Genomic DNA, 26,805 nt, shown 5'->3' on the forward strand with positions numbered 1-26,805 from the left:
TCAACCCTTATCCAGCAAGGCGAATAAGTCCGGCCATGAGTTAACTCGTCACGAGTGCAGTCACCAATACGGGTGGGCGCGGCCTCAGCATGGAACCGGGTCAATTTTTTGCCGCCGAACAGAAGCCTATAACCGCCTCCTTACTCGGAGGCGGCGATCCCCTGGTTGTCTGTGTCGGCCTTGGGCCGGGCTAGAAGGGTTCGTTCGGTGGCACAGCGTCGTCAGGCAGCGCTGGGTCGTAGAAATTGCGCCTCGCCAACCGGCCGCGAAGGAGCTCCAAGGTGCCCAGCCGTACTTTGTAGTTCTGGAATCCTACCCAGCGAGCGAACTCCAGCACGTGTAGATACTCGACCAGCAGGCCGAACACGCCAGCTTCCGGCTCGTCCACCCGTGCTGGGACGGGCTCGTCGTCGCCCCCTCTCGTCCACCGGCGGCCCTCGCCGTCGGTGAATGTCACCATGACGTGGACTAAAGCATTGGCAGCGGCGAGATTTTCGCTTGCTTCACCAAAGACCCAATTGACTGGCTCACTGAAAAAGAGGTCAACGGAGGCACTCGCGCCGCCCCGGATATCACCCACGTGCATCGGGCGTAGCACCCACGTCAGAAACTTCGGAGCCGCCTGTGTACGCAGAGCGAATATGTGAACTCGACTGTTGTTGTGGATGGTGACGCTGACGCCTCGCCAACCCGTCTTCTGGTCACCGATGGGACCAGTGACCGAAGTGATGACCAGGCGGGCTTGAGCCGCATCAGCATTGAATGCGTCCTCGCGCCGTACGCGCCGGTCGTGGCGCCAGACCAGGAAGGCGACGATGACGGCGGTGGCGGTGAAGATGGCCCCGCCGAACGTCGACCAGGCTTCGAGCTTGTCGGTCCAGCTGGGGGCATCGGCGGCAGCAGCGTAGAGCAGCATTGCGACCAGGGTACGAAGCGGACGCCACTGATCGCGGAACGTCGGCTGCGGGTAAGGGTGGCCGGTAATCCTGAGGCGGCAGACTAGCTAGAGGTATGGATCATCGTTGAAGCCCACACGCTGCCGATAGGTGCCGCGGTCACGGTCTAGCAATCGGCCCTGCAGCCCAACAGCTAGGCGCGCTTGTCGGTCGCGAATTCTTGTTGCAGCCCAGACGAAGGGGCGATCGACGTAGAAAAAGGCGATCAGCATCTGCGGCAGGCCAGGCTCCCGTGTGGCACGCCTGCGGCGAAACGGCTCCCTTCGGTCGACTCGCGTCCACATGCGGCCCGCGCTGTCCACGAAAGTGACGACTATCTCGATCTGCCTCGCCAATTGGCTCGCTTGGGCACGATTGAAATCTGCGCGCAAAACGGGTTTCCTCAGGCGGATTGACTCCCTCGATGAGTCATGCGCGCGAACGGTTTCCAGCCGAATAGAACCGCCATCGACGAGGTGGTTCTTACGGTGGGCGGTAACGCTGACGTCCATGATTGCAGCGCTGCTGTTGTTAACAATGACGAATGTAACCCCGCCCCAACCGATCTCTGATTCACGATCAAGGTCGATGACCTTGCCGAAAACGAGCCGCGCCTGCGCCGCGTCAGCGTCGAGCTTGTCCTCGTGTCGGGTGCGTTGCTCCCGCCGCAGAACCCAGAGAGCTACGAACAAGGCGGCGGCGGAAAACAGCGCGGCGGCGACGGTAGCCCAGGCTTCGAGTTTATCCGTCCAGGTCGGAGCGTCAGCGGCAAAGAGAAGCACCCCGACAGGGTAGGAAGCACTCGCTAGCCGGCGGACGCTTCTGGTGACTGTCCGACCTTGAGGATCTTGTTGATGCCGTTGTCCCAGGTGATCGGCGTAGCGCCAATGCACGGCTGGATCGGCGGGCCGGTGCCGGTGTAGCCGGAATCCGGATGCGATGCAAGCATCCAACATGCACCGTCATAACCATGTTCGACGCGGGCGTCAGCCTCCGCGACGTGCAGATCGCCTCCCGGCATGCCGACCCCAAAAACTACGTTTGCTACGAGCGTGCCCCCAAGAACCTCGGCCGGCACCCCAATTACATCCTCGCCGCGTACATGGCTTCCGGAACACGACCGCCGAGACCGCAGCCGGTAAACCGCTAACCCGTCGGGTGACGCGAGGCCGACGGGCGGTTGCGGGTACAGCGACCCAGGCGAGAGCAAGGGTTACGAGGACGAGTTCGCCGCAGAACAATATCGCCGCGGCACCACCCGGCCCGCTGATCGCGGCGGCAGGCGGCCCGGACAGTGGCTGCACCAGGTCGGCGTCGCGGAACTGGTCGAAGTCCTCCTCCCGTTCGCCGTGCTCGGCTGGCTGGCCACCAACCGACGCCTCTGGCGTGCCTAGCCGATCCTGCTCCACCGCAGTGGCCCTCACCGCAGCACTGGGCACACTGTTCTGGCACCTGCTCCGACTGCCGCGAACCAGTTGGGCTGAACCACCGTCTTGTACAGATACGTAACGTCACAGCCGCTCGACCCCGTCACATCCGATCATGCCGAATTAAGTGCGTCGGGATCTACCCGCCGCGTCCAGCGGGTCAGGTTCATCTTCTTATGATGCTCCGAGCCCGGTTGCCGGGCGTTTCTTGATGACAGATCCCGGCATCTTCGCTAGCTTGTCCGTGTGGCTCCCCTCAATAAAGACGAACTCATACGGTCCGCCGGAGATCGCGCGAAGACTGCCCTTGACCATTATCTCTCCAGGGACTGGGGACGTTTCTACGTTGACGCCGCAGTTTCTTTGGAACATGTATCGAAGGCGCTTCTGGCCTCGCACAACCCGGCATTACTTATCGATTTGAATCGTAAAGATTTTGACTCGCTGCTTCATCTTTGCGGGCTAGGAACCCATGCACGTAGCGCATCGCCGAAGACGATCAGCGCGACGGAAGCCGTCAATAGGGTTCGTCGTATTCTTCCGGAATTATCTGCCCGCGACGAATCTATCCGAACTCTCATTGACGTCCGCGACGGTGTAATCCATGCCGGATTTCTTCCGCAGTCATCCGCCCGCGACTCTCTTGTAGCCTTCCTGAGGGCCAGCAACGACATTTATGAGACGCTCGCTATTCCGGCCGCCGACAGATGGCCCGATCATCAAGATTACGTCGAGTCGGTTCTAAATCTTGCCTCCTCCGGCATCGAAGATCTTGTCCAGAAAAAGATCCGAAAGGGCCGAGCTGTATACGCTAGCTTGTCGGCTGGCGTATCAGCGCAGCAACTGGCAAAGATCGTGCGCGATCGGACCAGCGCCGCGACCTTCCCGACCGACGAGGAGGAGGCGCTTTCGCACATCGCGTGCCCCGCTTGTGAAAGCGAAGCAAATTGCGCGGGAAGATTCGACATCGACTGGGACTTTGAAAGCGTGCTAGAAGAAGGAGAGATTTCCTACTCCCCAAACCCGAGCGTGATCATCTATCCACGCCGAATGATGTGTCCCGTATGCGGTTTAAACCTCGACGATCCTAAGGAGTTGGCCGCCGCCGAGATTCGGCAACGATGGGTGGTGCCGATTGACGCTGTGAGCGAAGAGGCCTTCACGGCGCAGATGGAAAGCCAGCAACAGTACGATGACAGTTACTGATATGAAACGGGCGCAACCGATGGATAGGCAGCGTCGGGAATCGAGCGATCCAAGGCATTCCAATCCGCATATCTTTGAGATCTAGATTTGCCGGGCAAAACGCCCGGCGCGCTCTGAACCCGACACGTTCAGCAGCCGAGTCGGGTATACCTTGATGGCTCCTTGTTCGCGAGATCGAATAAACTTCAGAGATTCCATGCGAAGTCACTAGTTGCCCCGTACTCTGCTACTATGACTAACAATCTTGATCGTCACGGCCACGGGGATCCTGAGTACACGTTGCCACCGGCGGCGGTTGATCAATTGGTGCAGGGAATGCGAGAGAATCTTGATGCATACGATGCACTCTCCGGGAAATACGGCATCGAATCACAGATCGAGAAGCTTCCGAGCGATAGCGAATGGAAGGACGCGGGCCCAAGCCTCGGGGGCTTGATGGCCGAAGCCATAGGAGCGTTTGCCATATGGCAGTCAACGTCGGGTGACGGCGACGTGGGCTGGCCCTCTGGTCGCGGTTACGACGTCGTAACCACCGTCAAGGACGAGACTAGGCGAATCGATGTTAAGCGCTCATGGCGCAAAGGGGCACCGGTCGGCTATTTCTTTTGCGCCCCGCTATCGGCAAATGCGTTTGTTACCACACGCTCAAATGTCGAAACGTTTGCCCTGGTTCTCCTCGACAACAAAGACCTGGAATGGGTATATCAACTAACCGAGGCCGGTGAAGTGGTGCTGCAGGCCAAGGCGAAGCCTTCCGAAATATATCTCGTTCCCTATCTCGAAGCTGTTCGCTTGGCAGGGACCGGCGACATTGCGCCAGATGGAGGTTCTGTCGCAAGGTGGAAGGTCAAGGAGGATTCCGTGACGAGCTATCGAATCATTCGCTAGGCTCGGTGAGGCGTTTCGGTGCCATATACGCCACGGGAAGCGGCTCGAAGAAGAAAGTCTATTAACCAGCCAAGATCGGTTTTGCTCTCATGCCGCCTACAGGGCGCGTCATCGCCGCTTAGCTCGCTACGGTAAAGCCTCAGAAGTGAGTGGTGTCAGTCGAAGCCGGACACCTACCGTAGGCTGCGGTCATTCGGCCCTGCCTCATCGTTAACAAGGCTGCCTTCGGTCTCTGCCGCCATCTCTCCCAAGTAGAACTCCCGGGCGCCCATCGGATTGGCAACTGCCCGCTGGTACTCCTGGTCGACCATAGAGTGGAACGTGCCGAGCGCGCCGTACTCACGAAGCAACTTTCGCCGACGAATCAGCCACAGCTTGCGGTTTGACTCCACACGGAACATTGCTCCGAATGCCTCTGTGCGCTCGCCGGCGGACATGTCCTGGATCCCGTTCCAGCGCAGGTAGTTGAAATACATGGTGGTGAAGATGTGTTGCCGGTACTCAGTTTCGCTGAGCACATCGAGGTGGTCTCCGAGACATGGACCGTAGGTTTGTGGATCACTCAGTACCATCTTCAGGAGATCCATGTGTGCCGACTGCCATGCGTGGCGAGAGTCGGAGCGGTTGTGTCGTTGCTGAACAAAGATCGACGCCGCAACCGCTATGAGCGCGAGTGCCGAGAGCGCACCAGAAACGACCCCGTAAGCCTGCCCAACATCACTGAGGCGGTCGAGGGCTGGGCCTGGCATGTTCGTTGAAAGCAACCATGCAAGCGGAGCCGAGGCGAAGAGAAGGACTCCGATCAACGTCGCAATGAGCCAAATCGGTCTTCCGGGGCGTCTGTCGATAAAGAAGTCGCTGTTGGGATCGGCGCGCCGCCGACTACGCAAACTGTCGATCTTCATTGGCAGCCTTTCGGGAGGGTTAGGCGTCTCCGTCCATTGAATACCCCGTGCGCTACGCTCACCAATAATGCCGCCTGTGCGTCCGCTTCCTCGCCTTCAGTCCGTGCTCCGTCGGCGCACTCTCTATGCCGCCGATCGTGCCCGCGGCTGAAGACCTGACCAGCGTCGTACTACCGAGAGTGATGAGCATCCGGCGAAGGTCGGAGCAATCCAGTGCCAGCCACCACCGAAAAGCCGTATCGGTGACACCTAAAGCCGAAAATCGTGACAACTACCGCCGAAACTCGATCACGGGCGCTGCTGGGCGCGGCTCCCATTGGTGACAACTATCGCCGAAGGTCACACGTCGACAGCTCAGCAGCGGGACCGGGCCCGTTCGCTGTTCGGCGAGCCGGTGCCCGTCAACCTGGAAGGTGTCGACGCGGACGACGAGCCGAGTAGGCGGCGGCGTCCCGACCGACGCCGGGTGTATGGCCTCGGACCGCGCCGGCCGGTTGGGGTGCAGCTGACCCAAGCTGATCGGCCAGGCACGGTGGCAACGCCGGCCCACCGTGGCGGCTTTCCGCCCGCCGGTGAGGTGATGCTTCATCAGATGCAACTCGGCCCACCATCAACGGTATGTCCAGAGTCCGGCACGGCTGATGGTGTCGGTGTCGACATCGGCGGCGACGCCGTCGTGGTCACTGGCCCTGGCAGGGCTGTCGAGCCGCTGGTGGTTGCTCCATGCATCGGCGGTTGCGCCGGAGCAGTAGATCCGGTCGATCCGATCGTCGGACGCGGTGCGCCGTAGCAGAGCGTCGTCTCCGGTCTGCTCGCATAGGCGCCAGGCGACATCGACGTAGTCACGATCAACGAAGGCCTGCGCCACTTCGCGCCTCGGATGCCTGCGGCCGTCCGAGTCGACGTAGGTGCGGGCCGCCAAGTTGTATGGGCGCATCGCCTGATAGTCGGGGTCGGGACCGGCGTGCGGGGCGAAGTTCGCGTCGCCGGCCACGATCGCGAGGGGGCCGTGCCGGTAGGCGCGGGTGGCGATCAGATCTGCCTCGGCCACTGCGGTGTGCACACTGTACGGGCTCAGGTGCACGGCGGCGAAGGTCATCGGCGGCAGGTCATTCGCGACAGTGAAACTGGCGGTGGCGAAGCCGTGCAAGGTCTGGGCCGACAGGTCATTGTTGTAGTACATCGGCATACCCATGGTGTCCGGCCGGAACATGATCACGGTCGGGTTGCCGCTGTTCGAATGGGGTATCGGCATCGCGTACATGCCCAGTTCTCGTTGGGCGACGCAGAGTTGCCGATGGCCGTGAGCGGCCCAGCCGCGAACCTCGCTGAGTAGCAGAATGTCTGGTTCGATCCGCTGCAGTCGCTGCACTAGAAGGGGCCAGCGGTCTTCGGGCCGGCCGGCCTCGTCGGCCGTCGCGTCGTGTTGCATGTTCTGGGCGGCGACGCGGATACGCATGCGCGGTTCTCCTTCAGGTCAGTCGCGGATGAGTTGGTCGCGATGGGTGTGCAGGGTTTGCCCGAGCTGCGCAGGAAGCTGCACGGACGGCGAATGCCGGACGGATTGGTGGCGTCCACTGCAGGCCGGTCAGGCTGCGACGGGCGAATGCCGGGAAGTAGCGGTCTTCAGGTGTGGCCTGCGGCAGCGGTGGTGCTCGCGGGTATCCGGTAGCCGCCGCTCGGGCGTAGCTGGATGCGAGCGGCTCCCCGCCGGTGCCGCATCGCGCGCACTCATCGTCTCCGGTCCCGCTTTGCGGGCTATCTGTTCGCGTGCCGGGCGCGGTGGAGGCGAGGCACCCGACGACGTCCCTGGCCATACACGCATGCGGCTGCCGTACCAAACCGGGTGCGGACTGATGGTCATCGCCGTTGCACCGTGTCAGTGTGGTCGCGGCCCAGATACAGCTTGTAGGACAGCACCCTAGGTGTGGTGATGCCCAGCCGGCCGGGATCTCCCAGCGCGGCTTGCTCGTAGGCGAGCACGGTGCCGGTGGCCGGGTCGATGATCAACAGGTCGCGGGTGATGCCGTCGTTGCTGGTCGCGGCAACGGCGACACCATGTCGTCCGGCGCGGTCGGTGACGGGGTCGTGGTAGGTGATCGCGTCGGTGTCGCTTAGGGCGGTGAGCAGGGCAGCGCGGGTGGCGCGGGGCGGTGACTGCTGCTGGTTGAGGTCGGCAACAGCGCTCAGCCGCGCCTGCGGGCCGCGACCGCCAGTGGTGGCGCTGCCGAGCATGGTGGCGGCTGCTCCTACATCGGTTGGCAGGGGCACCCACGTTGCGGGGCTGGCACCGGGCGGATAGATGTCGTCGGTGGGCGGGTTCTCGGTGGGCGGAGTGCGTGTGGTGATCGAGATGTTGCGGCCTGAGCCGTCGGCGGCGAGCCAGCTCTCGTACTGCAGAACGGTGGCGGTCTGGCTGGTTGCGCCGTCGCTGGTCCGGGCGTCGAGCGCCCATTGCCGGGTCTGCACGTAGTCGTAGCGGCCCGCGGTGTCGCACGGGCCGGTCGTGACCGCTGTGGCGAGGGCACGCAGGTGTTCCCGGGCGGATTGTTCCTGGCCCAGCACGGTCGGCGCGATGCTCGACGTGGGGACGAGGGAGCGTAGCTGGCTCAGGGTGAACGGGTCCGGGGGTCTGCAACCGCCGGAGCCTTCCGGTGAGCTCCGCAGCGGTGGTCCGATCACCTTGTCGGCGGCGGCCGATGGTGTGGTCGCGCTGTCCCGGACGGCCACGGCGACGCCGGCCAGAATGATGACAATCGCTGCGCCAGCTGTCAGGAGAGCGAGGAGACGCCGCTGAGGGAACGGGTGCGGATCCGAGGGCATGGACAGCTCTTTCTCGAGGGTTGACCGACGACGATGGCGGTGCGGGACGTGCACCGGCGTGGGGGCTCGACAACCGGACCCGGTATCGGCTCGGGCCGCCAGGATGGAGCGGTCCGATGTGTCCTGGCCCGGCCGCTTCGCCATCGTCGGCAGGCGGGCCGTGCCAGGACTTTCAGCGCGCTAGTGGTGCCGCGGCGGCGTCAGCATCCGGAGCCGCTGGCGGTCGGCCGGGGTGACCGCCCCGAACTGGGGGTGTATCCAGCGGGTGGGCCGGTTGGTCTGGATCGTCTGGGTGATCCAGTCGCGGAACGGCCGGTATTGCAGGTTGGTGTAGATGGTCGGTTTGCTGCACGGAGCGTTCTCGTCGGTTTCGCGGCTGACCAGCCCGAGCGCCGCCCACCGCAGTGTCCGGGCCGGGTGCGTGGTCTGTGGGTGCAGTAGTGGGCTGCCGGAGTCGCCGAAGCAGGCGCCGCCGCTGACGCAGGTCTCGGCGGTGCCGATGCCGCCGCCGTCACACGCGTTGGTGGGCAGGATGCGCACGTCGCGTTGCTGCAAGATCGTCGGTGGCGTGGTGTCGGTGGTGGGCGGCCAGGAGGTCAGGCCCCAGCCGATGATCCGTGCCCACCCCGCCTCGTCGGCGGGCAGTTCGTCCAGGCGCATCACCTGGCCGGGCACCGGCTTTGTGAGTTCGACCAGGGCAAGGTCCGAGACCGGCAGACCGGTCGGCATCCCCCACACCCAGTCCGGGTAGAGGACCACCTGTTTGCCTGTGTCGGTCCGCCCGCCTTGGGTACGGTCGACGGTCCCGGTGCGCAGAGTGACGTTGCCGGCGGGCATTGCGACCGGGGTCGGTGCCTGCGCGTCGTCGGACACGCAATGCGCCCCGGTCAACAGCCAGCGTGGCGCGACCAGGAATCCGCCACAGATGGCGGTCCCCAGACCTGGGTAGACGATCGAGACCACCGCCATGCCCGGATACGGGCTGGTGGCGTCGCGGCCGTTGACGACGGCGGAGGCGGGAACCGGTGCGGCGGCGGCCACGAGCGCGCCCGTCACCAGGGTGGTGAGGGCGAGTCTTTTGAGGAGTTTCATCGACCACTTTCTTCAACAAAGGGACAGGGTGCGGCCCGGCGCTGTGGTGGGTGCCGGGTTGCTTGAGGGGGTCATCGGCCGAGGCCTGCGCCGGGCCGGCGCGGTCGCGGGCGCGCGGCGGTGACGTGTCGACAGCAGTAGGCACGTGGCGGACGACGGCCGTCGGGGTGTTCCCGTGGAGGTGGCCGTTGCGTTGATCCTCATGGCAGGCGCGTTCGCGTCGTCGCAGATGAGGAGCAGGGGATGGAGATGGTGTGCCGCGGCGCTGCGGTGACGTCGCGCGTAGAGCGGCACACCATCTCGGGCCGGCGCCGAGACGTCCGGGGAAGGCGTCTCGGCGCCGGCCGTCCTCAGGGGGTCGGTTTCAACTACTGGTTTCCTTTCCGGTGTTGTGCGGGTCAGTTGAGGGTGGAGCGGGCACATCACCGCGGTACACGGGGCAGTGAGCTGCGGTGATGTGCCCGCCTTCCGGTCCCAGGCCAGACGGCGACCCTCGTCCTGGGCGAGGCTCAGGCCGGAAGCTCTGGTCAGCCGCGCGGTGGCCGCCACATCGGGTGCAGCGGCGGCCCGTCCGGGGCGACGTCGAACGGCTCGAGTGCTAGATATCCGTGTCGCTCGTAGAGGCGGCGGTTACGGTCCCCGGTGGCTTCCAGGTAGGCGTGTCGGCCGGCATGGTCGAGCCGGTCGTGACGGTGCCGCAGCAGGCGGCTTCCCAGTCCTTTGCCTTGCCAGCCGGGTTGCACGCCCAGGAAGGCGAGGTAGTCGTGATCGGGTTTGGTCGGGTGGTGTCGGTGCATCGCCGCGTCCAGCGCGACGAACCGGGCGAGGGCGGGTCCGACGGCGTCGGCCAGGCGAGCGTCGTAGTCGGCCAGGTCGAAGTGGAACCCCCCGTCGCCGACGGTATGCCAGATCGCCGCGGCGGCGGGCATCGCCGCCGTCTTGTCCATGATCAGGTCGACATGGGCGTTGGCGAGGGCGTGTTCGGCGATGATCTCGAAGTAGGGGAAGTAGCGGCTCGCCCGGTCGGTGACCTTCGGGATCAGGTGTCCGGCGAGGTCGCCGTAGAAGAACGCGGAGACCAGCAGCATGGTCACGTTCTGGTAGTCGCCGTCGTCGGCACGCCGGATGACCGGCACCTCGTATTCGGAGATCGTTTGGTCGGCGAGCGTCACCGGGCACCTCCCCGCGGGCGGCGGGCGACACCGTTGCCTATCCGCTCGTACGCGTCGGGCCGGACGGTTTTGAGGACCAGCGCAACGACGACGCCCAGGAGCATGAAGGCGGGGATCGCGGCGGGGAAGTACCAGCGCAGGTTGTCGGTCGGTGCGACGCCGAGCAGCTGGTGCATGTTCGCGACGGTCTGCCACAGGATGATCGTCAGCAGGATCCCGGCCACGACCGGAGCGACTAACCCGCGCCACGCGCTGATCGGTTCCACCGTGTGCCGGGCCGGCGCGTCCGGGTCGGGTATACCGCGGACGGTGTCGGCGATTTCGGCGGCGCGCCGCCGGTGGGAGCGTTGCCGCCAGAAGTAGACGAGCATCGCGAGCGAGGTGAGCACCATGAGGGTCAGGACGCCCAGGCCGGCGGACGCGGTCAGCCAGAAGAACAGTTTGACGTAGGGGTCCCAGCCGGTGATCGCGTACACGCTGATCACGACCAGGGCGAGCGCCGATTGCAGCAGGGACGCTGCGACCGGGGATTTCGTGCGCTGGGAGGTGCGGCCGAACACGGCGGGCAGCAGGCCGTCGCGGCCCATCGCATAGAAGTAGCGGTTCGAGGTGTTGTGGAACGACAGGTTCGCCGCGAACAGGCTGGTGACGAACAGGAAGTGCCCGATCGTGACGATGAACGTGGGCAGGAACGGCTCGGACAGTTTGAAGATCAGGTTGGTGCCCTGCTCCCCGGCCTGGGCGACGATGTTGTCCGCTCCGGTGTTCACGCTCATGGCCCAGACGCAGAATCCGTAGAGGGTGCCGATCAGAGCGATGGCGATGAACGTCGCGAGCGGCACCGTGCGGCGAGCGTTTCTGGCTTCCTCGGAAAACACAGTCGTGTTCTCGAAGCCGACGAACCCGGCGATCGCGATGGTCAGCATCACTCCGGCGCTGCCGATCAGCAGCCAGGACGGCGACAGCACCTCGAAGCTGACGTGGCCTTGATAAGGGTGGGCGACCTGTACGCCGGCGAACGCGGCGGAGACGACGATCTCGCCGATCAGCAGCCACGCCAGCAATCTGGCGCTGAAGTCGACACGCAGCAGCCCGGCGATGCCGACCAGCAGCCAGCCGACCAGCGCGCACGCCCACCACGGGGCGTTGACGTGCAGGTAACGTGCCAGGACGTTGTGGGCCTCGTAGCCGAGACCGCCGTACAGGCCGATCTGCATCGCGTTGTACGACAGGATCGCAACGAACGCGGTCGCCGCGCCGGCGACTCGGCCGAGCCCGGCGGTGACGTACACGTAGAAGGCGCCCGCGTTCGGCAGCTGCCGGGCCATCGTCACGTACGGCAGGGCGAAGATGCCGAGGATCACGGCGACCGCGATGTAGGCGATCGCCATGCCGCGTTGCTGGGCGATGGCCAGGCCGGCGGTGGCGCCGCCTGCGATGACGGTCAGCGGCGCCGCCGCGGCTATCACCTGCGCGGTGACGGCGACGACACCGAGCCGGTCTTTGGCCAGACCGGTTCGCACGTTGCTGATCGGTGCAGCTGCTAGTGCTGTCACGGAAAGACTCCAGGAAATGAGGGGGTTGGCGAGGGTGATCCGAAAGAAATGAGTGGTCAGGCCAGCGCGGAGGCGTCCGCGGTGACCGCACCCTCCACGGCGGCGAACAAGGCGATGACCGAGGGATACGGCCCCAGCCGGGTGTGGACCTCGCGCATCGCGCGGTCGTACATTCCGGCCGGCGCCCCGTCGAGCACGTTGCGCAGCAGACCGGACGCGTGGCACAGGCCGGTCAAGGCCAGGTCGTGGCTGCCCAGCTCCCGGCCTCGGCGGCAGTGCTCCGACAACCGGGCGCGGGGCCACGCCGCTACGTTGTTGTTCGCCGGCTTGTACGACACGCCCTTGCCGCCCAGGACACGACGGCGCTGTTGCACCGAGATCAGGTTCCACCGGGCGAGCCGGTCAGCCACTTCCTGCTCGGCGCTGTCCGCCAGGAACGCGATCCAGTCGCGGGGCGACAGCGGTTCCAGCTGGCCGAGCACCGTGTCGAGCATCAGGTGAGCCAGCGCGTCCCCCGGGACCATGTCCTGCTGCCGGGCCTCCGTCGTCGGTTCGACACTCTCGGCGTCCACCTCGATCCACCCACCGACCGCCAGCTCGACCAGCAGAGCGCCCGCAAGCACCGAGCCGATGACGTCGCTGTGCGCGCGCATCTGCCCGTTGCCGTCATCGAGCAGGACGAGGAACAAGTCGTCTGCGACCCGGTCGCTACGCACCGCTCGGGGCTGCACCGGATCCATGACCGCCGGCGTCCGCGTCTCGAAACGCTCGTCCGCTTCGGAGGGGTAAGCCGACCGCGGCGGAGGCTGGTACGTCCCCGCAGCTCCCTGCTGGCCGGTCGCAACCCGAGACATCTCACGCTGCGGGCCGTCCGCTGGTCCTGCCGGGTAGCCGACGGCGGGAGGATAGCCCGGCGAAACGCCGTAACCGCCGGGCAGACCTGGCGGCCGCTGCCGGCTGGGTTCAGCTATACGAGGCCGTGCCTCCTGCTGCTCGGCGGCATGACGGGCGGGATGCCCGTCGTAGTCCCCCGGATAAAGTTGGCCGGGATTCCGTCGTGGAAAAGTCATGTCCGTGAGCGCCTTTCCGACGCTCCGGCGTGCTTCAGACCGCCGGCATCGATCGGCATGACGGGTGCCTCCTTACGTCTACGAACTCGCGGACATGCGCTGATCAGGGGCTTGGAGAGGGCCGGGCGCAGCGACTCGTGGCGACAAACGAGGCGCGCCCGGCCCTCACTGGGGATGGCCGAACAGGTGTCCCCGGCGGCGGACAGTTCAGGGATCGGTGCTGCCCCCGGACTTGCGCCCGGGCCGAGCGAGACCGGCAGCCCCGGAACGGCCGGGCGCGCCAACACCGATCGAGGCCGTTATCGACTGCCCGGCCCACAACCTCGCGCCCAGCGGCACCGAAGGCGCTTCGTAGCGGAACGCGATCACCGGGAAACACCCCTCGCAAGCGGCGACGATAACTAACGTGGAGAAATCAGGCCCGCCAACGTTCTGGCTTCGAGTGCGCCGTACGCCGGTGAGTCACCAATTTCGGGCACCTCTTCATTGCCGAAAACAGTGCCGCAGCAGGCGACGTGTTCGGGGTTCACCCGAGAGGCGGTCCCGCTCGAAGTAGCAGACAAACACAACTCAACGCGCGGTTAAGAATCACATACGCATTGGTGTGGGGGAATACCAGATCGGCGCGCATCGCAGATACCATTTCTTCGCCCATATAGCCCTGAGCAGTGTCTTTACAGCTATGCAGCAGAGGCAGGACCAACGCTTATTCACGTCAGCGTGATTGTCGGTAGGTCCGCCGCGTAGGCGGCTTCGGCAAAGGGCGATTGACGGCTGCCCGAGAGCTCAATTTTGGCTGGCGTAGCCGAGGTTATCGGCGAGGGAATGCGCCGGACACGGCGATGAGGGCGTAGTAGACGCAAGAAAGTCCACCGTTCACGAGGAACGGCGGACAGAATGGATTCTCGTAGCCGGAGACGTCTCACAAAACGTTCCCCGAATGGCAAGAAGGATTCGAGGAGCGGCTCTAGATCTAGCGTGCAGGCTGTGGGCCACCGTCGCGGACGGCGGCATCGGAGGTGGGCGGGGTGGATCGAGCCCGGGGCCGCCTACCGCCGGACGGCTACGCGCGACCTGCTGGCGTGCATCGTCCGCAGGCGGCTACGGGACGCGGGCGACAACGCCGTAGAGACTCACGTCGTGAGGCGTCGGCCGGCCTCCGGAATCGTCGGTCGGCCGCCAATCACTGACCGCGACGAACCCCGGCTCCAACACCTCCAGGCCGGTGAAGAACGACTCGATATCCGCTTTCGTCCGCGTCCGGGCGACCGTCTCGCCGGAGGCGTACATCCGCTCGTACTCGGCCGCCTCCTGTGCCGTCACGAAGTCCGGGGTGCCGTGCGAGATGACCAGATAGCTCCCCGGTGCAACCGCTTCCACCAGGGTCCGCACGGCCCGCTGCGCTTCGGTCAAGTCCGGGATGAAATGCAGCACGGCGGCCAGCATCAGACACACAGGCTGCTTGGGATCAAGGGTCTGTGCGAACACGGGGTCACCGAGGATCACGCCAGTCTGGCGCACATCAGCCTCAATATAGGCGGTTCGACCTTCCGGCTTTCCGACCATCAGCGCCCGCGAATGCACCATCACCAGCGGATCGTTGTCGACATAAAGCACACGCGCATCCGGCGCGAGCTCCTGCGCGACCTCATGCGTGTTCCCAGGCGACGGCAGGCCGGTACCAACATCCAGAAACTGCCTGACGCCGGCCTCGGCTACCGCTCGCACGGCGCGGACGCGGAAGTCGCGGTTCGCACGCGCCGCTTTCGGCACCCACGCGAACCGTCTGGTGATCGCGTCCGCGAACTCCCGATCGGCGGCGAAGTTGTCCTTGCCGCCGAGCCAATAGTCGTACACGCGGGCAGGGTGTGCTGTGCTGCCGTTCACGGTGCTGGACCTCCTCGGATGCGACACAGGCGGCATGCCAGCTGCTGCCACGTCAGCACCCCGGTCGACAGTGGACTTTCCAGTTTTGCGATCGTCGGCGAGCACCGGCTGCAACGCCAGCGAGCGAAAGAAGCCGAGATCCTGGTCGCTTTGGGCGTCCAAGAAGGCACGCAGAGCGGCGCGCCGGTACTTGGAGGGCCAGTGGACCTCGCCTCGCTCGTAGCGGCCGAGCTCGCGTTCGTCGAGATGCCCGCCATTGATCGCAGCCAGATCGACGCCGGGGAACAACCCGGTCATGATCTCGTTGATGGCGGCGACAGCCTCTGGCCGCGGCATGCGGGCCGGCCGGCCGTCAGGCAGCTCATGAATCGCTGATGGGTTTCGCGACAGCTGGTCAACAAGCATGTGGTTCGGCGTGAACTTCGCCTCTTCCACGTCCGCCGAACTGGCGGCAGCAGCAGAAGGTGCCAGCACAGCGGACCGCTCAGAAGTCGCTATACGGCTCGGCATGTTTGAACCCCCGGTCCCATATCGTCAGCGACGCCGCAAACCGGCCCCACCGACAAGATCGCCATCAATAAGAAACACGCCGCCGCGATCACCTGCACAGCCCCGAACCCTCGACCCGCCGGCCGGAACGCGTACGGCCGCCGTCCGCGGACCTCGCACCACGGCAGGGCAGTGCCTCCTGCGGCGGTGCGGTGGGCTGCCTGAGCCGCTGGCGGTCTCGTAGTCCCCACGGGTCGCCCGGGAGACCTTGACCTTCACCCCAGCCCTCCCATCTGATCCGGCCCGTATCGGGCAACCTGGCGGTCGTGGCGATCCGGTTCGACCGGGCGCGCCGGCGCAGTAGCGCCTGCACGCACCCGGTCCTTCTCGCCTGGCCGATGTGTCAGGCGCTTGCCTGCGGCCAGGAAGTAGCCCTGGCCGCATCAACGCCATGTCCGGCAGTTGCCACGACTAGGGAGCCCAGGAGGAAGATCTCTTCCTGGCAACGAGCATTGAGGCAGCCAGCCGAATACGCCATGACTAGCCCTGCATGATCAATATGCGGCTCGATTTCACGTTTAGCGCGATGTCGACTGGGAGTTGAGTCGCGCGTGGATCACGTGGATAGGAGCGTTGTCCGTCGAGGTCTGGAGACTCGATACACTGGCGGGCATCCTGCGATATGGCGACGGCTCCCTAAGCCGTTTGACGGACGGTATGACTGGACGAGCCTGCCCACGGTGCGGACAAACAATCCCCGGCGATCGCGAGCACGGCGAGCCGGACTGCGCGGCATGCCGTGGCGGCGAACCGTTCGGCCTGCCGACGATGCCGACGGATTTCTGGTCACACGAGTCGATGCGGGCCGCGTACGCGTCACGGCGGATGGGCTTGGTGATCCGGGCTTACCGACAGCATCCGCTGCGGGGCCGATCATTGCCGCAACCGCGGGTGGCCGAGGCACTGGGCATCAGTCAGCCGCAGGTGAGCCGCATCGAGAATCACGGCCATATCCAGCATGTCGACACGCTGGTGTTCTACGCGCGGGCACTGCGCATACCGGAGCGATTCCTTTGGTTCAATTACCCGGACGTTCCGGCGTACGCGGATTTGAAGGCCGAGGAGCCACCGCGTACGCAGCATCCGTTCGGGACCTTCGGCGCCGTCTCGGCGCAGCGGACGAAGCTGTTGGTCGACGCCGTCGCGCAGCCGGAAGCGTCACGCCTGAACTATTCCCCGCCGCGGTTGGCGCTAAGCCAGTTGGACGAATTCGTCGGCTCGCAGGCGCAGGTGTGCGTTGTCGAGGGCCCACCTGGCTGTGGCAAGTCGGAACTGACGTACGAGATCGCGCGCCGCTACGCCGATCAGATGATCATTCAGCTTCACTCGACGGACAGCTGGCACGAGCGCAGAGCCGATCTGGCCGCAGAGATTCTGCGGTATGCGTCGATCGCGACCGGCGGTGATCCTCACCTGACGGTCGAGCGTGAGTTCAGCGACTTGACCAGGAGCTGCTTGATCGTCGTCGACGGCTTGAAGGCCGTCGAGGATGTTGCGCAGGTTGGCCGGCAGGTCGATCGGTTGTTGCGGCAGGTGGGCTCAGGGACGCTGCGGTTCGTGCTGGTCGTGCGGACGCCGCCGAGCGTCGACTTCTCTGCGTTCCCTGTGCTGGCCGCCCTCAGCTTTAGGCATGATCCTCGGGCGGGAGCCGACCAGCCGATCGCGCTCACCGAGTGGACTCTGCCGGAAGCGAACCAGGTGTGGAATGACTCCCGCGACGCTGGAGAACCCAGTTTTGCTGAGCTGCCGGTGCGGCTGCGGGAGCTCGCTCGCCGACCGATCTACATGCGCCTGCTGAAGTCATCCGGGCATTCCCTTCCGCCAGGGCTGCTCGACTCGTACCGTCTCGTGGATTACTGCGTACGAGCGCTGGCCCGCGCAGGTGGAGCGGATGAGGTTCGCACGGTCGACCTGTTGGCCGAGCAGGCGCTCGCTGAGCTCGCAGAGGTGATCCCCTCGGCCCTGCTCGAGAAGCGCCGGCCGCCGCCGGCGCGGCACGGTTTCGCTGCGCCGGGAGCCGACCTGCTTTCTGGCCCCGGCGGCGCGAGCGTCTTCGGCCACGACATCATCCGTGAGTACGCGGCGGCAACGGCCATCGCGAGCGTGGTGGCCGAGCACGGCAGGACGACCGCCACGGTTGCCGGGCTGAACGAGCTCGCCGAGCTAAGCCGGTCCGCCGCGACGGCCCGTGGTGTGCTGGGCTTCCTGGTAGCCGGGCTCGACCACACCGCACCGGACACGTTGCGTTCGCTGGTTCTCGCGCCGGCGCTGAGCACATCGCACGCCTTGCCGTTGATGCTCGCGGTGGCCGGCCCAGATTCGGTGCTGCTCGCGCCGGACGTCCTGCGCCGCTGCGCGGCCCGCTGCCTGGACGGACAGGCGCCGCTGGAACTCGCCCGGGCGTTGCTGTCGCGCCCGGGGCTGGTCGACGCTCTCGACATCGGCTACAGCTCCTGGGTCGTGCAGGTGCTCGACAGGTGCGGGCCTGATCTCTGGGCCGACCTCGCGAAGGCCCTGGAACGGCACGCTGATACTGCGACCATCGACCAGTTCTTCCGGGAGGTCGACATCGACCGGCCGGAGCAGGCAACATTTCTGGCCAGCTACGCGCACCTGTTCGTGCCCGTCGATGACGGCGACGGCCGCCACTCGATCGCCGCGTTAGCAGGCCATCGCGACTGGCGGGTACGCGCGGCCCTGGCCACCGGGATGGTCGCCGGTCCCACAGTGGCGGCGAGCCCAGTGTCGCGGAAGATCACGGACGAGCTGCTGCGGGACGCCGACTACAAGGTCAGAGCCGCCATCGCCCGGCACGTGGCACAGCTCGAACCCAAGATCAGACCGGCGGCGCTGCATCTGTTGCTGACCGACTCGAACTGGCATGTTCGCGCCTGCGCACTTGACTCCGTCCTCGACGCTCAACAGACATCCGCACAGCAGTTGCAGGAACAAGCCATCGCGGTGATCAGTGGCGACGCGACCTGGACCCGGTGCCCGCCCTACCTCGACCGGCTTCGTCAGCGGCTTCTGCTGCTGGCCGGTGCCACCACGGAGACAACCGCCGCCGCGGCGGTCCGCGAGCAGGCGCTGTTCACGCTGTTGCGCGAGGCGGCCACCGGCTGGCTTCCGCTGCCCGGCCCCCTCTTCGCGAATCTGCGGGACCAGGCATCGGGCAGCGATTGGTGGCTGCTGGAACGCGAACGCGACCTGGCACTGGGACGGGAGCCCCTGCAGGCACCGTCGGCACGCCACGCCTTCCGGCGGCTGCGCGATCAGCGTTGTTTGCAGGTCGCGCTCGATCTGCGCGACCTCGACCTTGCCGCCGACGTCGCCCGGGCAGCGACGCAGGCAGGGGCCGATTTGATCGAGGTCGGCGATCCGCTGATCAAGGAATACGGGCTCCGCGCCATCTCGGAGGTCAAGCGGCGCGTGCCGGACGCGATTGTGGTCGCCGAGATGATGTCGGCCGACTGGGGACGCGAGCAGGTCGTGCTCGCCGCGGAAGCCGGCGCGGACGTCGTGCTGCTGATCGGGCCGGCGACCGCGTCCAGCGTCTCTGCCGCCGTCGCTGCGGGCGGCCGGCTCGGCGTGCCGATCCTGCTCGACGTGCCGGCGGCCGCGCTCACCGAAGCGTGGATCCGCGAGATGGAACGCGTCGGGGTCGACGGCTTCACCGTGACCACCAACATCGACCGCGGTGTCCGCGGCCGGCATCCGTTCGACAACGCCCGCGCGATCCGCGGCTGGAGTCGACTCCCGGTTGCCGTCTCAGGCGGGTTCAGCCCCACTGATCACGACATCGTCGCCAGCCGGGACTGGGACATCCTGATCATCGGCCGCAGCATCGCCGAGGCCGTCGACCCCGCCCACGCAGCACGCGAGATCATCGACCTTGTCCAGTACCGCCGAAAGCAGGAGTGAGCATGCGCATCGTCGCCCTGAATGACACCCTCCTCGCAGACGTCGAACAGCTGATGGCCCTGGGCGAACCCTACGTGCGAGCGCGGACGAGTTCGGACTACTGGCTCTACAGCGCGTTGTTCTCCACCACCTGCCCCGTCGCGGTGATCGACGGCCGCGTCGTCGGGGCGGTCGTCGCCATGCGCAGCCAGGACGACCCCGGCGACATCTACGTGCAGGACGTGATGACCCATCCGGAGCATCGCGGCCAGGGCATCGCGCAGGCGCTGCTGCAATCGGTCATCGACCAGGCCACCGCGTGGCAGTGCCACCGGATCTACCTGACGTCGGAACCCGACAACCGGGCGGCCGCCACCACCTGGGCAAAGCTCGGCTTCACCAACCTGCCCGGCGACCAGGTCATCGACGGCATTCAAGTCATCTCGAACTTCAAGGGACCCGGCAAAGACCGCGCCGTCTACCAGCTCACCCTCCCCTGAACCGCTAACACCCCGACAACGCTCCTTCCACAGCCGGGCGAGCCCCGAAGGACGCTGAGTGGACGGCCCGAGCTCTTTGGGGTACGGCCGCCGCTCTCGCGATCCATGCAGCGAATCGCCCTCACGGCGCGACGCGCGGCAGCGACTGCACTGAACCTCTGTGCACCTATCTCGGGCGTTGCACGGAACCCTCTTTGTAGAACCAGCGGAAGGGACGCGTCGGTGGTGACGACGACCGTACTCGGCTACGACCGGAACGCCAGCTGCTCCAGATACGCCTTTCGTTGCGGCCGGGCGGCCAGGGCGTCCAGCGCGGCCTGAGTTTCATCGAACGCCAGCTGCAGTTCGGAATTCTGTCTGGCCGGGAACGGATCGGGCAGCCAGGACAGCGGCGTCGCGATGACGCCGGCAGCACCGGCGGCCACGCTGTCGGCGATATGCCTGGTCGAACCATCCCAGAAAGCGAACCCCGCGCCGGTGGCCGCGGTGATGGCGGCGATCTTCGCCGGGCTGACCTTGGCGATCTTCCCGCCCACGGGCAGAACTCCTGCCGCCGCAGCGACGGCGGCCAGATCCGCGTCGAACGTGGTGGCCGTGTACATCGGGTGGCTGTAAATGAGTGCGCCCTGCGGCAGCTCGGCGAGCAGCGCGAGCGCGGCGTCGGGATCCGGCAGGTCCCGCAGAACCATCATCGGGGCGACGCCGCGCGCTGCCGCCTGTGCGACGTCGTCCAGGCTCCAGCAGCAAGCGATCAGCCGGTCGGCGGGCAGATGCGACAGCCACATGTCGATGACCTGTCCCCGCTGCAACGTGGTGAGCAGATCGCCGCGCGTGGTGGAACCCGACAGCAGCCAGGCGTCGACCCACGTCCGGGCGGCCCGCGCCGCATAGTCATGCAGGGCGTCCGGCACGATGTCGCCGTCGCTGAGGGGGTTCAGCGCGGGGACGACGACCTCTGGCCGGCTCATGCGGGAAGTCCGCTCAGCCGGGCGCGCATCAGCGCGTCGATCGTCGTCGCCGCGTCCTTCGGCTCGTGCTGATCTGTATCGATACGCAACGCGAAGTCCTCCGGGCTCGCAACGGCCAGATCCTGCAGGGTCTCGTCCCAGGCGGCCAGGCGGGCCTCGACGTCGAGGCTGCCGCGCGACCGCGCGCGGCGCGCTGTCACCTCGCGAGAGCACCACAGGACGACCGGCAGCCAGGTCGTCGGATAGCCGCGCAGCGCGCGGACACCCGCGACTTGACCCATATGCACGATTGGAATATTGCCGCCGGTGAACGCCGCATCCAGGCCGGGGCGATCGACGATGTACCGATTGCCGTAGCGGCCGTTCTCGTAGATGACCTCGCCGCGCGAGCGCAGCCGGTCCAGCTCGGTCTGGTCGATCAGCCGGTAGGCGGTGCTGTCGCCGTGCTCCTCGGCGAGTTTCATCTTACCGAAGCCGACATACCGGCAGTCCAGGTCGTGTAGCGCTGCGGTGATGGTGTCTTTGCCAGCCGCTGGCGGCCCGTAGAGGACGATCGCCGCGGGAAGTCTCACGTGTGCGAGAGTAACTGGCCCAGCCGGTTGGCCTGCGCGGCGAGCCCGGTCGCGGCGTGCTGGGCGTTGTTGACGAGCACGTACGGGATCGCCGGGCGCAGGTCGAGGTCGATGGTCGCGGCGTACTGGTCCCAGTGCCCGAGTTTCCAACCGTCCCGTGCGGCATCGCGCCGCACGAGGTACTCGTACATCGAGTCCGGGTCAGCGTCGACCCACACCGGCACCAGATCGACGCCACGCGCGGCGCAGCTGCTCTGCAACCGGGCCAGCCATCGCCGCTGCGGCAGTTCCCGCAGGAATGGTGCGGTCACGATGCAGGACAAGCCGAGATTCAACTGCGCCAGCACGGTGCTCTGCAGGCACCGGTACTCCACCGGGCGAACATGCTGCAAATAGACCGCGGAGTGCCGATCGTTGGGATCGGCAGCGAGCGCCGACAACAGGCTCTCCACCAGCGGCCGCGTCAGCAGGTCCTTATCGAGCAGCGTCCACCCGGTCAGCCCCGCCAGGACCTCCCCAAGCTCGTTCTTCCCGCAACCCGCGTAACCGCCGATTACGACCACCGTCGCCTCCGCGCCGTGCGCGGAACGCGCACGGTGCGCGGCCTCGACCCGCTGCTGCAGGAGGCCAGCATTACCTTCGTCGTCCATCGTGATGCCGGCGAGCGAGGTGTACGCCAGCAACGGAGCCAACACGCCGCCGTCCGCGACACCCGACGGCGGCAGAATGTGAAGGTCCTGCTCCGGCGGGTCGGTTTGCGGGAGCGCGAACCAGAGCAGCCAGTTCGGGATGCCCAGCAGTCGAGCCCAATAGGTGAGCCGGTCAAGTCGCCCGTCCGGACTGCCGTTCTCATACCGGCTAATCTGCGCCTGGGATTTGTTTGCCCACAGGCCGACGATTTCCTGCGGAATGGGTATCCCGTGCATCGGATGATGCCGGTACGCGGCGATCAAACGTCCCATGTGCCGTCCGCTGGCGGCCGCACGGATATCGGGATGTTCCCAGAAACTGCCGTATACCAGCGGCGGATGGTGGAGCAACGCCTCGATCGCCGCGTCGCAGCCGGTGCAGTATTTACTCTTGATACCCGGCCCCAGCTTCGTCCGGCACCTCACGCATGGCCGCTGTGCCGACATCAGCCGATCCTTTCTCGTCACTCTTCGGAAAACGGGAATGTGCTGCGCCGATAAATGGTGACCCAGCCGGTGAAATGCCGCCCGCGCATCCCAGCATCGCAGATCGGGAAACACATCCGCGAGACACGAATACCGATCATGCGCGATTGGTCATGGTCGTGCAGGCACACGTCGTCGAGTCTCAAACCAGCACCACCCGACCCGAACCACGGCGAGGAAGGAGCAACGCGTCATGACCGCTGCGCCCGCACGCTGGGTTGCGCTGGTCGGCCCGCCGGCCGCAGGCAAGAGCACCCTCGCGGCGTCTCTGCACACGGTCGCCGGAGGCCAAATTTTTCGCCTGCGGGACTTCGCGATCCGCTGCCGTGCCAGCGGATGGATACACAATGAGCTGTTCTCGTCGCGCGACGAGTTGGGCTGGTTCGGCGACGACACCGTGACGGGCCTGCTGGATGCGGCCGTCCACCATCGATTCCTGGACGCGCCGTTGATGGTTTTCGAGAATTTCCCGGGCAGCGACCACCAGCTGCGCGTGCTGTACCGGGCCGCCGGTCGATGCAGCGCGGATCTGCTGCTGCTCGGCGTCGGTCTCGATGCCGACGATCAGGTTCTTTCCCGGCGTCGCGCCGGTCGCCGTGTGTGCCTGAGCTGCGAGCCGGATCCTCTCGGCGAAGCACACCGGTCGGCGGTATCTGCGCCCGGTCACCCGGACCGGTGCGCGGTCTGCGACGGCCCGCTGAGGCGGCGTCGCACCGACCAGCTGCGCGTGTTCGATGCCCGGGTGCAGCGCTTCCGGCGCCGGGTCGGCTCGATCCTCTCGGCAGCTCGCGACCTCGACCTCCCGGTTCGTCAGATCGACGCCGACGCCGACGTAGCGGTGTGTCGGGATGCCGCTCTCACGGCCTTGCACGAGTTCGGCGGCGCCGACGCGCTGCTCCGTTAACGGATAGAGGGAACGTTCATGACTGCTGTACGGCTTGCCATCCCCGGCCTACGGCCCGGGATCGACGGCTACGGTCACGGCCGGCTGCCCGCCGGCGCTCACGACGAAGTGCCGGGACGCGTCGATCAGATCGAGTACGGCAGGTTCCGCAACCTGTACGTCTACATCACCAACCGCTGCCAGCTGCGCTGCAAGCACTGCTACATGGGTGACCGGCTCGAAGTGGCGCAGAAAATGCCGTTCGAGCAGGTGATGGCCACGCTGGATGTCTGGCGGCGGATGGGCAGCTCGAAACTGACGATCCTCGGCGGCGAGCCGACGCTGCACCCGAACTACGTGAAGATCATCCGATCGGCGCAGGCGATGGGTTTCGAGCACGTCATCACGACCAGCAACGGCCTGGAACCAGCGATCCGCAAGTTCCGGCAGATGAAGCCCGGCGACTTCTCGTACGTGCAGATCAGCCTCGACGGCGGCACCGCGGAAAGCCACGACCAGATCCGCGGACCCGGCACCTTCACCCAGGCGCTCGCGAACATCGCCGAGCTCGCCGAGCGCGGGTTCGACGTACGGATCATCTGCACCGTCAACCGGGCCAACGCCGGGGACAGCCTGCGCCTGCTGGACATCGCCGACGAGCTGGGCGTATCGCTGGTCAAGTACCACGTGTTCAGCACGATCGGCGCCGGAAACGACGCCACCGACATCGCCATGAACCCACTCGAGTGGATCGCCTTCTACGAGCGCCTCGAACGCGTCGCAGAGGGCTACCAGACCCGCGTCTGGTATCAGCCGACCTACGCCCGCCGCGACCGGATCGCCAGCTACGCGGCGCAGGGCTACCAGGGCTGCATCGGCCGCACCCTGGACCGGATCAGCGTCTTCCCGGACGGCAAGGCCTATGTGTGCTCCTATCTGTTCGACACCGACCTGCACTACGCGAACCAAACCCCGAACGGCCTGATCGAGATCAACAAGGGGCCGAACGAGTTCGATCTGTTCACCCGCGTGCTGACCCAGTCGAGCTGCGACGGCTGTCAGGTGGGCGGCGGCTGTGGTGGCGGCTGCCCGGCCGAAGAACTGGTGATGGGCAGCGCGTCCTGTGCGGCCGACCCGGACGTCGTCCCGGTGTGCCGGCTCTGGAAGGCCGACGTACGCACCCTGGCCACCGTCGGCGGATGACCACCGTTATATGAGTCGGGGCCAACCCCCGGTAACCGCAGTGGCGACATGAGGAGACATCTTGACGAGCGAAAAGAACCAGCGCGCCCAGGTCGACGTGCACCTGATCCTGCGAAACGGTGACCGCGTCCTGCTGGGCCAGCGGATCAACACCGGTTTCGGGGACGGCTGCTGGCATATGCCGTCCGGCCACGGGGAGGACGGCGAGTCCGCGCTCGGCACGCTGGTGCGCGAGGCCAAGGAGGAGACCGGCGTGGTCATCGACCAGGCCGACGCCTCGCTCGTGCACACGATGCACCACTGGACCGGCTCCGGCCGCATGGCCTTGTTCTTCCAGGTCAGCCGCTGGGAGGGCGACCCGGTGGTCACCGAGCCGGACAAATGCGCCGCCTGGCAATGGTTCCCGCTCGATGGCCTGCCCGAGCAGATGATCGACTACGGCCGCCTGGCGTTGGAGCAGTACGCCGCGGGTGAGCCGTACTCCGAACGCGGCTGGCAGGAGTAGACGATGGGAGCGGACCCGCTGGATCTGGTGTGCTTCAGCTACCTCGCCGACGCGCAGGTCATGCGCGTCGACGCCTACCCACGGGCCAACGGCGGTGCCATGGTCAACGAGGTCGTCGCCTCCATAGCCGGTGACGGTCCGCTCACCGCGGTCACCGCCGCCCAACTTGGCCTGCACACGGCGTTGATCAGCAACGACGTCGGCAACGATCCGACCGGCGACCAGCTGCACAGCTGGCTGGACGCCACCGGCGTAGCGCACTCCCGCCGCCGGCTGGCCGCCGGGATGACCCCGCAGATCGCCGTCGTGGACGACACGAGAACCCGCACCTGGTTCGCCGCCCTGGACCATGCATTCACCGGGCTCGAACGGGCCGACCTCACCCTGCTCGGCGAGGCCGGACTCGCCTACATCGACTGCTACCAAGCGATCACGACCGGCGCGGCCCGCGCGATCAGGGCTGCGGGCGAAACCCCGCTGATGCTCAACCTGGGTGGTGACCCGCTCGACGACACCATCAGCGCGGCCGCCCGCGGCCGCCGGGTGGCCGTGGTGCAGACCAGCCTCGGCGAAGCCGACAACGACCGCGCCGAAACGATCGCGGGCCAGCTGCTCGATCGTCTGCTGGCCGACACCGCCGTGGTCACCCTCGGTTCCCTGGGCGCGCTGGCCGTCACCCGCACCGGGCTCCACCGGGTTGCGGCAGAGCACGTCACGGTCAGCCACACGCACGGGGCCGGCGCCGCGTTCTCCGCCGGCTACGCCCACGCCCTGATCTCCGGCGCTGACGTACCGGCGGCCCTGGGCGCCGGCTGCGCCGTCGGCACCCGGCATTGCACCAGCCCCGCCGCCCCCGTACCGCGGCGGCTGCCCGCCCTCGCCGCCTGAAGGAGGACCACCATGAGCACCTCTCTGCCCGGCACTCTGACCGCCGCCATCACCGGTGTCGACTGGAACGATCTCGCCGCGGTGTTCGCCGCCAGCGACAAACTGCTCAACACGCTCGACGACGACCGTCGCCTGCTGACCGCGTTGACCGCGCAGGCCCTGGACAACCCGCACCTGAGGGAGTTGTGCGAGCACTACGACATTCTCGACAAGATCGTCCTGCACGACGACCCGGCCGGCTGGCGGCTACGCCTGCACGTCTTCCTGCCCGGCTACTTCGACCGGCCGCACAACCATCGCTGGACGTATGTCACCCGGTTACTGGCCGGCTCCTACACCCACACCTTGTACGGCACCGACGACCAGCTCGGCGATTCAGATGATGTCGACGTGGCCGGCCTGCACCCGCGTAGCGTCCGCCGGGAAACCATCGGGGACACCTACGTGCTGCACCACACGATGATCCACGCCGTGACGGCCGCCCCACACACCACCTCGCTGGTCGTTCGCGGCCCTGCGGTCAAAGACCGCTTCCTGGTCACCGACCGCGCCACCGGCAAGGCGTGGTGGCAGTACGGTGCCGCCACCGAGGACCCGGCTGCGGCCGCCGCCAAACGCATGACCCGGGATCAGGCCGCTGACCGCGTGGAGCAGCTCACCGACGCGGGGGTGCTGCGCTGACCGGTTCGACAAGCAGGACC

Annotated in this window: 24 protein-coding genes; 9 read left to right on the forward strand and 15 right to left on the reverse strand. The window is 66.3% G+C overall.

Translation table 11 applies throughout. The features are described from left to right. Window positions 1-190 precede the first annotated feature (190 nt). The 3 genes from AB0E90_RS37890 to AB0E90_RS37900 all read right to left on the reverse strand — a co-directional run bounded on the left by AB0E90_RS37890 (window position 191) and on the right by AB0E90_RS37900 (window position 2,013). A complete protein-coding gene (locus AB0E90_RS37890) occupies window positions 191-916 on the reverse strand; it encodes a hypothetical protein (protein ID WP_360416674.1) in 726 nt (241 codons plus the stop codon). 87 nt (window positions 917-1,003) lie between these two features. Then, window positions 1,004-1,717 carry a hypothetical protein gene (locus AB0E90_RS37895; RefSeq protein WP_360416676.1) on the reverse strand — a complete coding sequence of 238 codons (714 nt, stop codon included), beginning with the start codon at window positions 1,715-1,717 and terminating at the stop codon, window positions 1,004-1,006. 23 nt (window positions 1,718-1,740) lie between these two features. Beyond that, complete coding sequence (locus AB0E90_RS37900) at window positions 1,741-2,013, reverse strand: hypothetical protein (RefSeq protein WP_360416678.1); 273 nt, start codon at window positions 2,011-2,013, stop codon at window positions 1,741-1,743. Between the two features lie 595 nt (window positions 2,014-2,608). On the opposite strand from AB0E90_RS37900, the gene AB0E90_RS37905 reads away from it, so the two are divergent. Both AB0E90_RS37905 and AB0E90_RS37910 read left to right on the forward strand, forming a co-directional pair. Then, the gene (locus AB0E90_RS37905) at window positions 2,609-3,568 is read left to right on the forward strand and encodes a hypothetical protein (RefSeq protein WP_360416680.1); all 960 of its coding nucleotides are present in this window, start codon (window positions 2,609-2,611) and stop codon (window positions 3,566-3,568) included. A 231-nt stretch (window positions 3,569-3,799) separates the two neighbouring features. Next, window positions 3,800-4,456: a hypothetical protein gene (locus AB0E90_RS37910; RefSeq protein ID WP_360416682.1), complete on the forward strand. Its 657-nt coding sequence runs from the start codon at window positions 3,800-3,802 to the stop codon at window positions 4,454-4,456. Between the two features lie 173 nt (window positions 4,457-4,629). Here the strand turns inward: AB0E90_RS37910 and AB0E90_RS37915 are convergent, their stop codons facing one another. The 8 genes from AB0E90_RS37915 to AB0E90_RS37950 form a co-directional block, all read right to left on the reverse strand. Further along, a complete protein-coding gene (locus AB0E90_RS37915; protein WP_360416684.1) occupies window positions 4,630-5,361 on the reverse strand; it encodes a DUF6082 family protein in 732 nt (243 codons plus the stop codon). Window positions 5,362-5,971: 610 nt separating this feature from the next. Beyond that, entirely contained in the window at window positions 5,972-6,820 is an 849-nt protein-coding gene (locus AB0E90_RS37920; protein ID WP_360416686.1) for an endonuclease/exonuclease/phosphatase family protein, read from the reverse strand. A 401-nt stretch (window positions 6,821-7,221) separates the two neighbouring features. Next, entirely contained in the window at window positions 7,222-8,184 is a 963-nt protein-coding gene (locus AB0E90_RS37925; protein WP_360416688.1) for a hypothetical protein, read from the reverse strand. Between the two features lie 180 nt (window positions 8,185-8,364). Then, the gene (locus AB0E90_RS37930; RefSeq protein ID WP_360416690.1) at window positions 8,365-9,276 is read right to left on the reverse strand and encodes a trypsin-like serine protease; all 912 of its coding nucleotides are present in this window, start codon (window positions 9,274-9,276) and stop codon (window positions 8,365-8,367) included. 527 nt (window positions 9,277-9,803) lie between these two features. Then, window positions 9,804-10,448, reverse strand: coding sequence for a GNAT family N-acetyltransferase (locus AB0E90_RS37935; RefSeq protein ID WP_360416692.1), 645 nt, complete (start codon window positions 10,446-10,448; stop codon window positions 9,804-9,806). Then, window positions 10,445-12,004, reverse strand: a complete 1,560-nt coding sequence (locus tag AB0E90_RS37940; RefSeq protein ID WP_360416693.1) for an APC family permease — start codon at window positions 12,002-12,004, stop codon at window positions 10,445-10,447. Before AB0E90_RS37940 ends, AB0E90_RS37935 begins: the two co-directional genes overlap by 4 nt. A 56-nt stretch (window positions 12,005-12,060) precedes the next feature. Then, complete coding sequence (locus AB0E90_RS37945; RefSeq protein ID WP_360416695.1) at window positions 12,061-12,744, reverse strand: GPP34 family phosphoprotein; 684 nt, start codon at window positions 12,742-12,744, stop codon at window positions 12,061-12,063. A gap of 1,431 nt (window positions 12,745-14,175) precedes the next feature. Next, window positions 14,176-15,435, reverse strand: a complete 1,260-nt coding sequence (locus AB0E90_RS37950; protein ID WP_360416697.1) for an SAM-dependent methyltransferase — start codon at window positions 15,433-15,435, stop codon at window positions 14,176-14,178. Between the two features lie 843 nt (window positions 15,436-16,278). Between AB0E90_RS37950 and AB0E90_RS37955 the strand changes: the two genes are divergently transcribed. Both AB0E90_RS37955 and AB0E90_RS37960 read left to right on the forward strand, forming a co-directional pair. Next, a complete protein-coding gene (locus AB0E90_RS37955; RefSeq protein WP_360416699.1) occupies window positions 16,279-19,431 on the forward strand; it encodes an orotidine 5'-phosphate decarboxylase / HUMPS family protein in 3,153 nt (1,050 codons plus the stop codon). A gap of 2 nt (window positions 19,432-19,433) precedes the next feature. Further along, entirely contained in the window at window positions 19,434-19,910 is a 477-nt protein-coding gene (locus AB0E90_RS37960; protein WP_360416701.1) for a GNAT family N-acetyltransferase, read from the forward strand. Window positions 19,911-20,155: 245 nt separating this feature from the next. Here the strand turns inward: AB0E90_RS37960 and AB0E90_RS37965 are convergent, their stop codons facing one another. The 4 genes from AB0E90_RS37965 to AB0E90_RS37980 are packed head-to-tail and all read right to left on the reverse strand — an operon-like array spanning window position 20,156 to window position 22,771. Then, entirely contained in the window at window positions 20,156-20,821 is a 666-nt protein-coding gene (locus AB0E90_RS37965; protein WP_360416703.1) for a hypothetical protein, read from the reverse strand. Between the two features lie 53 nt (window positions 20,822-20,874). Further along, entirely contained in the window at window positions 20,875-21,450 is a 576-nt protein-coding gene (locus tag AB0E90_RS37970) for a kinase (protein ID WP_360416705.1), read from the reverse strand. Beyond that, window positions 21,447-22,586: an AAA family ATPase gene (locus tag AB0E90_RS37975; protein WP_360416707.1), complete on the reverse strand. Its 1,140-nt coding sequence runs from the start codon at window positions 22,584-22,586 to the stop codon at window positions 21,447-21,449. Before AB0E90_RS37975 ends, AB0E90_RS37970 begins: the two co-directional genes overlap by 4 nt. A 17-nt stretch (window positions 22,587-22,603) precedes the next feature. Next, window positions 22,604-22,771 carry a hypothetical protein gene (locus AB0E90_RS37980; RefSeq protein ID WP_360416709.1) on the reverse strand — a complete coding sequence of 56 codons (168 nt, stop codon included), beginning with the start codon at window positions 22,769-22,771 and terminating at the stop codon, window positions 22,604-22,606. A 47-nt stretch (window positions 22,772-22,818) separates the two neighbouring features. Between AB0E90_RS37980 and AB0E90_RS37985 the strand changes: the two genes are divergently transcribed. The 5 genes from AB0E90_RS37985 (at window position 22,819) to AB0E90_RS38005 (ending at window position 26,785) form a co-directional block, all read left to right on the forward strand. Continuing rightward, window positions 22,819-23,529, forward strand: coding sequence for a hypothetical protein (locus AB0E90_RS37985; protein WP_360416711.1), 711 nt, complete (start codon window positions 22,819-22,821; stop codon window positions 23,527-23,529). A gap of 18 nt (window positions 23,530-23,547) precedes the next feature. Then, a complete protein-coding gene (locus AB0E90_RS37990) occupies window positions 23,548-24,711 on the forward strand; it encodes a radical SAM protein (protein WP_360416713.1) in 1,164 nt (387 codons plus the stop codon). Between the two features lie 61 nt (window positions 24,712-24,772). Further along, window positions 24,773-25,216, forward strand: coding sequence for an NUDIX domain-containing protein (locus AB0E90_RS37995; RefSeq protein WP_360416715.1), 444 nt, complete (start codon window positions 24,773-24,775; stop codon window positions 25,214-25,216). Between the two features lie 3 nt (window positions 25,217-25,219). Further along, window positions 25,220-26,104: a carbohydrate kinase family protein gene (locus AB0E90_RS38000; protein WP_360416717.1), complete on the forward strand. Its 885-nt coding sequence runs from the start codon at window positions 25,220-25,222 to the stop codon at window positions 26,102-26,104. Window positions 26,105-26,116: 12 nt separating this feature from the next. Further along, window positions 26,117-26,785, forward strand: a complete 669-nt coding sequence (locus AB0E90_RS38005) for a hypothetical protein (RefSeq protein WP_360416719.1) — start codon at window positions 26,117-26,119, stop codon at window positions 26,783-26,785. Window positions 26,786-26,805: the final 20 nt, after the last annotated feature.

Origin of the sequence: Actinoplanes sp. NPDC026619, from assembly GCF_040638295.1 — a bacterium.
Taxonomy (GTDB): domain Bacteria; phylum Actinomycetota; class Actinomycetes; order Mycobacteriales; family Micromonosporaceae; genus Actinoplanes.

Coding starts and splice junctions, on each gene's coding strand:
- AB0E90_RS37890 (WP_360416674.1), bottom strand. CDS start 916: ATGCTGCTCTACGCTGCTGCCGCCGATGCCCCCAGCTGGACCGACAAG.
- AB0E90_RS37910 (WP_360416682.1), top strand. CDS start 3,800: ATGACTAACAATCTTGATCGTCACGGCCACGGGGATCCTGAGTACACG.
- AB0E90_RS37915 (WP_360416684.1), bottom strand. CDS start 5,361: ATGAAGATCGACAGTTTGCGTAGTCGGCGGCGCGCCGATCCCAACAGC.
- AB0E90_RS37920 (WP_360416686.1), bottom strand. CDS start 6,820: ATGCGTATCCGCGTCGCCGCCCAGAACATGCAACACGACGCGACGGCC.
- AB0E90_RS37925 (WP_360416688.1), bottom strand. CDS start 8,184: ATGCCCTCGGATCCGCACCCGTTCCCTCAGCGGCGTCTCCTCGCTCTC.
- AB0E90_RS37930 (WP_360416690.1), bottom strand. CDS start 9,276: ATGAAACTCCTCAAAAGACTCGCCCTCACCACCCTGGTGACGGGCGCG.
- AB0E90_RS37945 (WP_360416695.1), bottom strand. CDS start 12,744: ATGGATCCGGTGCAGCCCCGAGCGGTGCGTAGCGACCGGGTCGCAGAC.
- AB0E90_RS37955 (WP_360416699.1), top strand. CDS start 16,279: ATGCCGACGGATTTCTGGTCACACGAGTCGATGCGGGCCGCGTACGCG.
- AB0E90_RS37960 (WP_360416701.1), top strand. CDS start 19,434: ATGCGCATCGTCGCCCTGAATGACACCCTCCTCGCAGACGTCGAACAG.
- AB0E90_RS37975 (WP_360416707.1), bottom strand. CDS start 22,586: ATGTCGGCACAGCGGCCATGCGTGAGGTGCCGGACGAAGCTGGGGCCG.
- AB0E90_RS37985 (WP_360416711.1), top strand. CDS start 22,819: ATGACCGCTGCGCCCGCACGCTGGGTTGCGCTGGTCGGCCCGCCGGCC.
- AB0E90_RS37990 (WP_360416713.1), top strand. CDS start 23,548: ATGACTGCTGTACGGCTTGCCATCCCCGGCCTACGGCCCGGGATCGAC.
- AB0E90_RS38000 (WP_360416717.1), top strand. CDS start 25,220: ATGGGAGCGGACCCGCTGGATCTGGTGTGCTTCAGCTACCTCGCCGAC.
- AB0E90_RS38005 (WP_360416719.1), top strand. CDS start 26,117: ATGAGCACCTCTCTGCCCGGCACTCTGACCGCCGCCATCACCGGTGTC.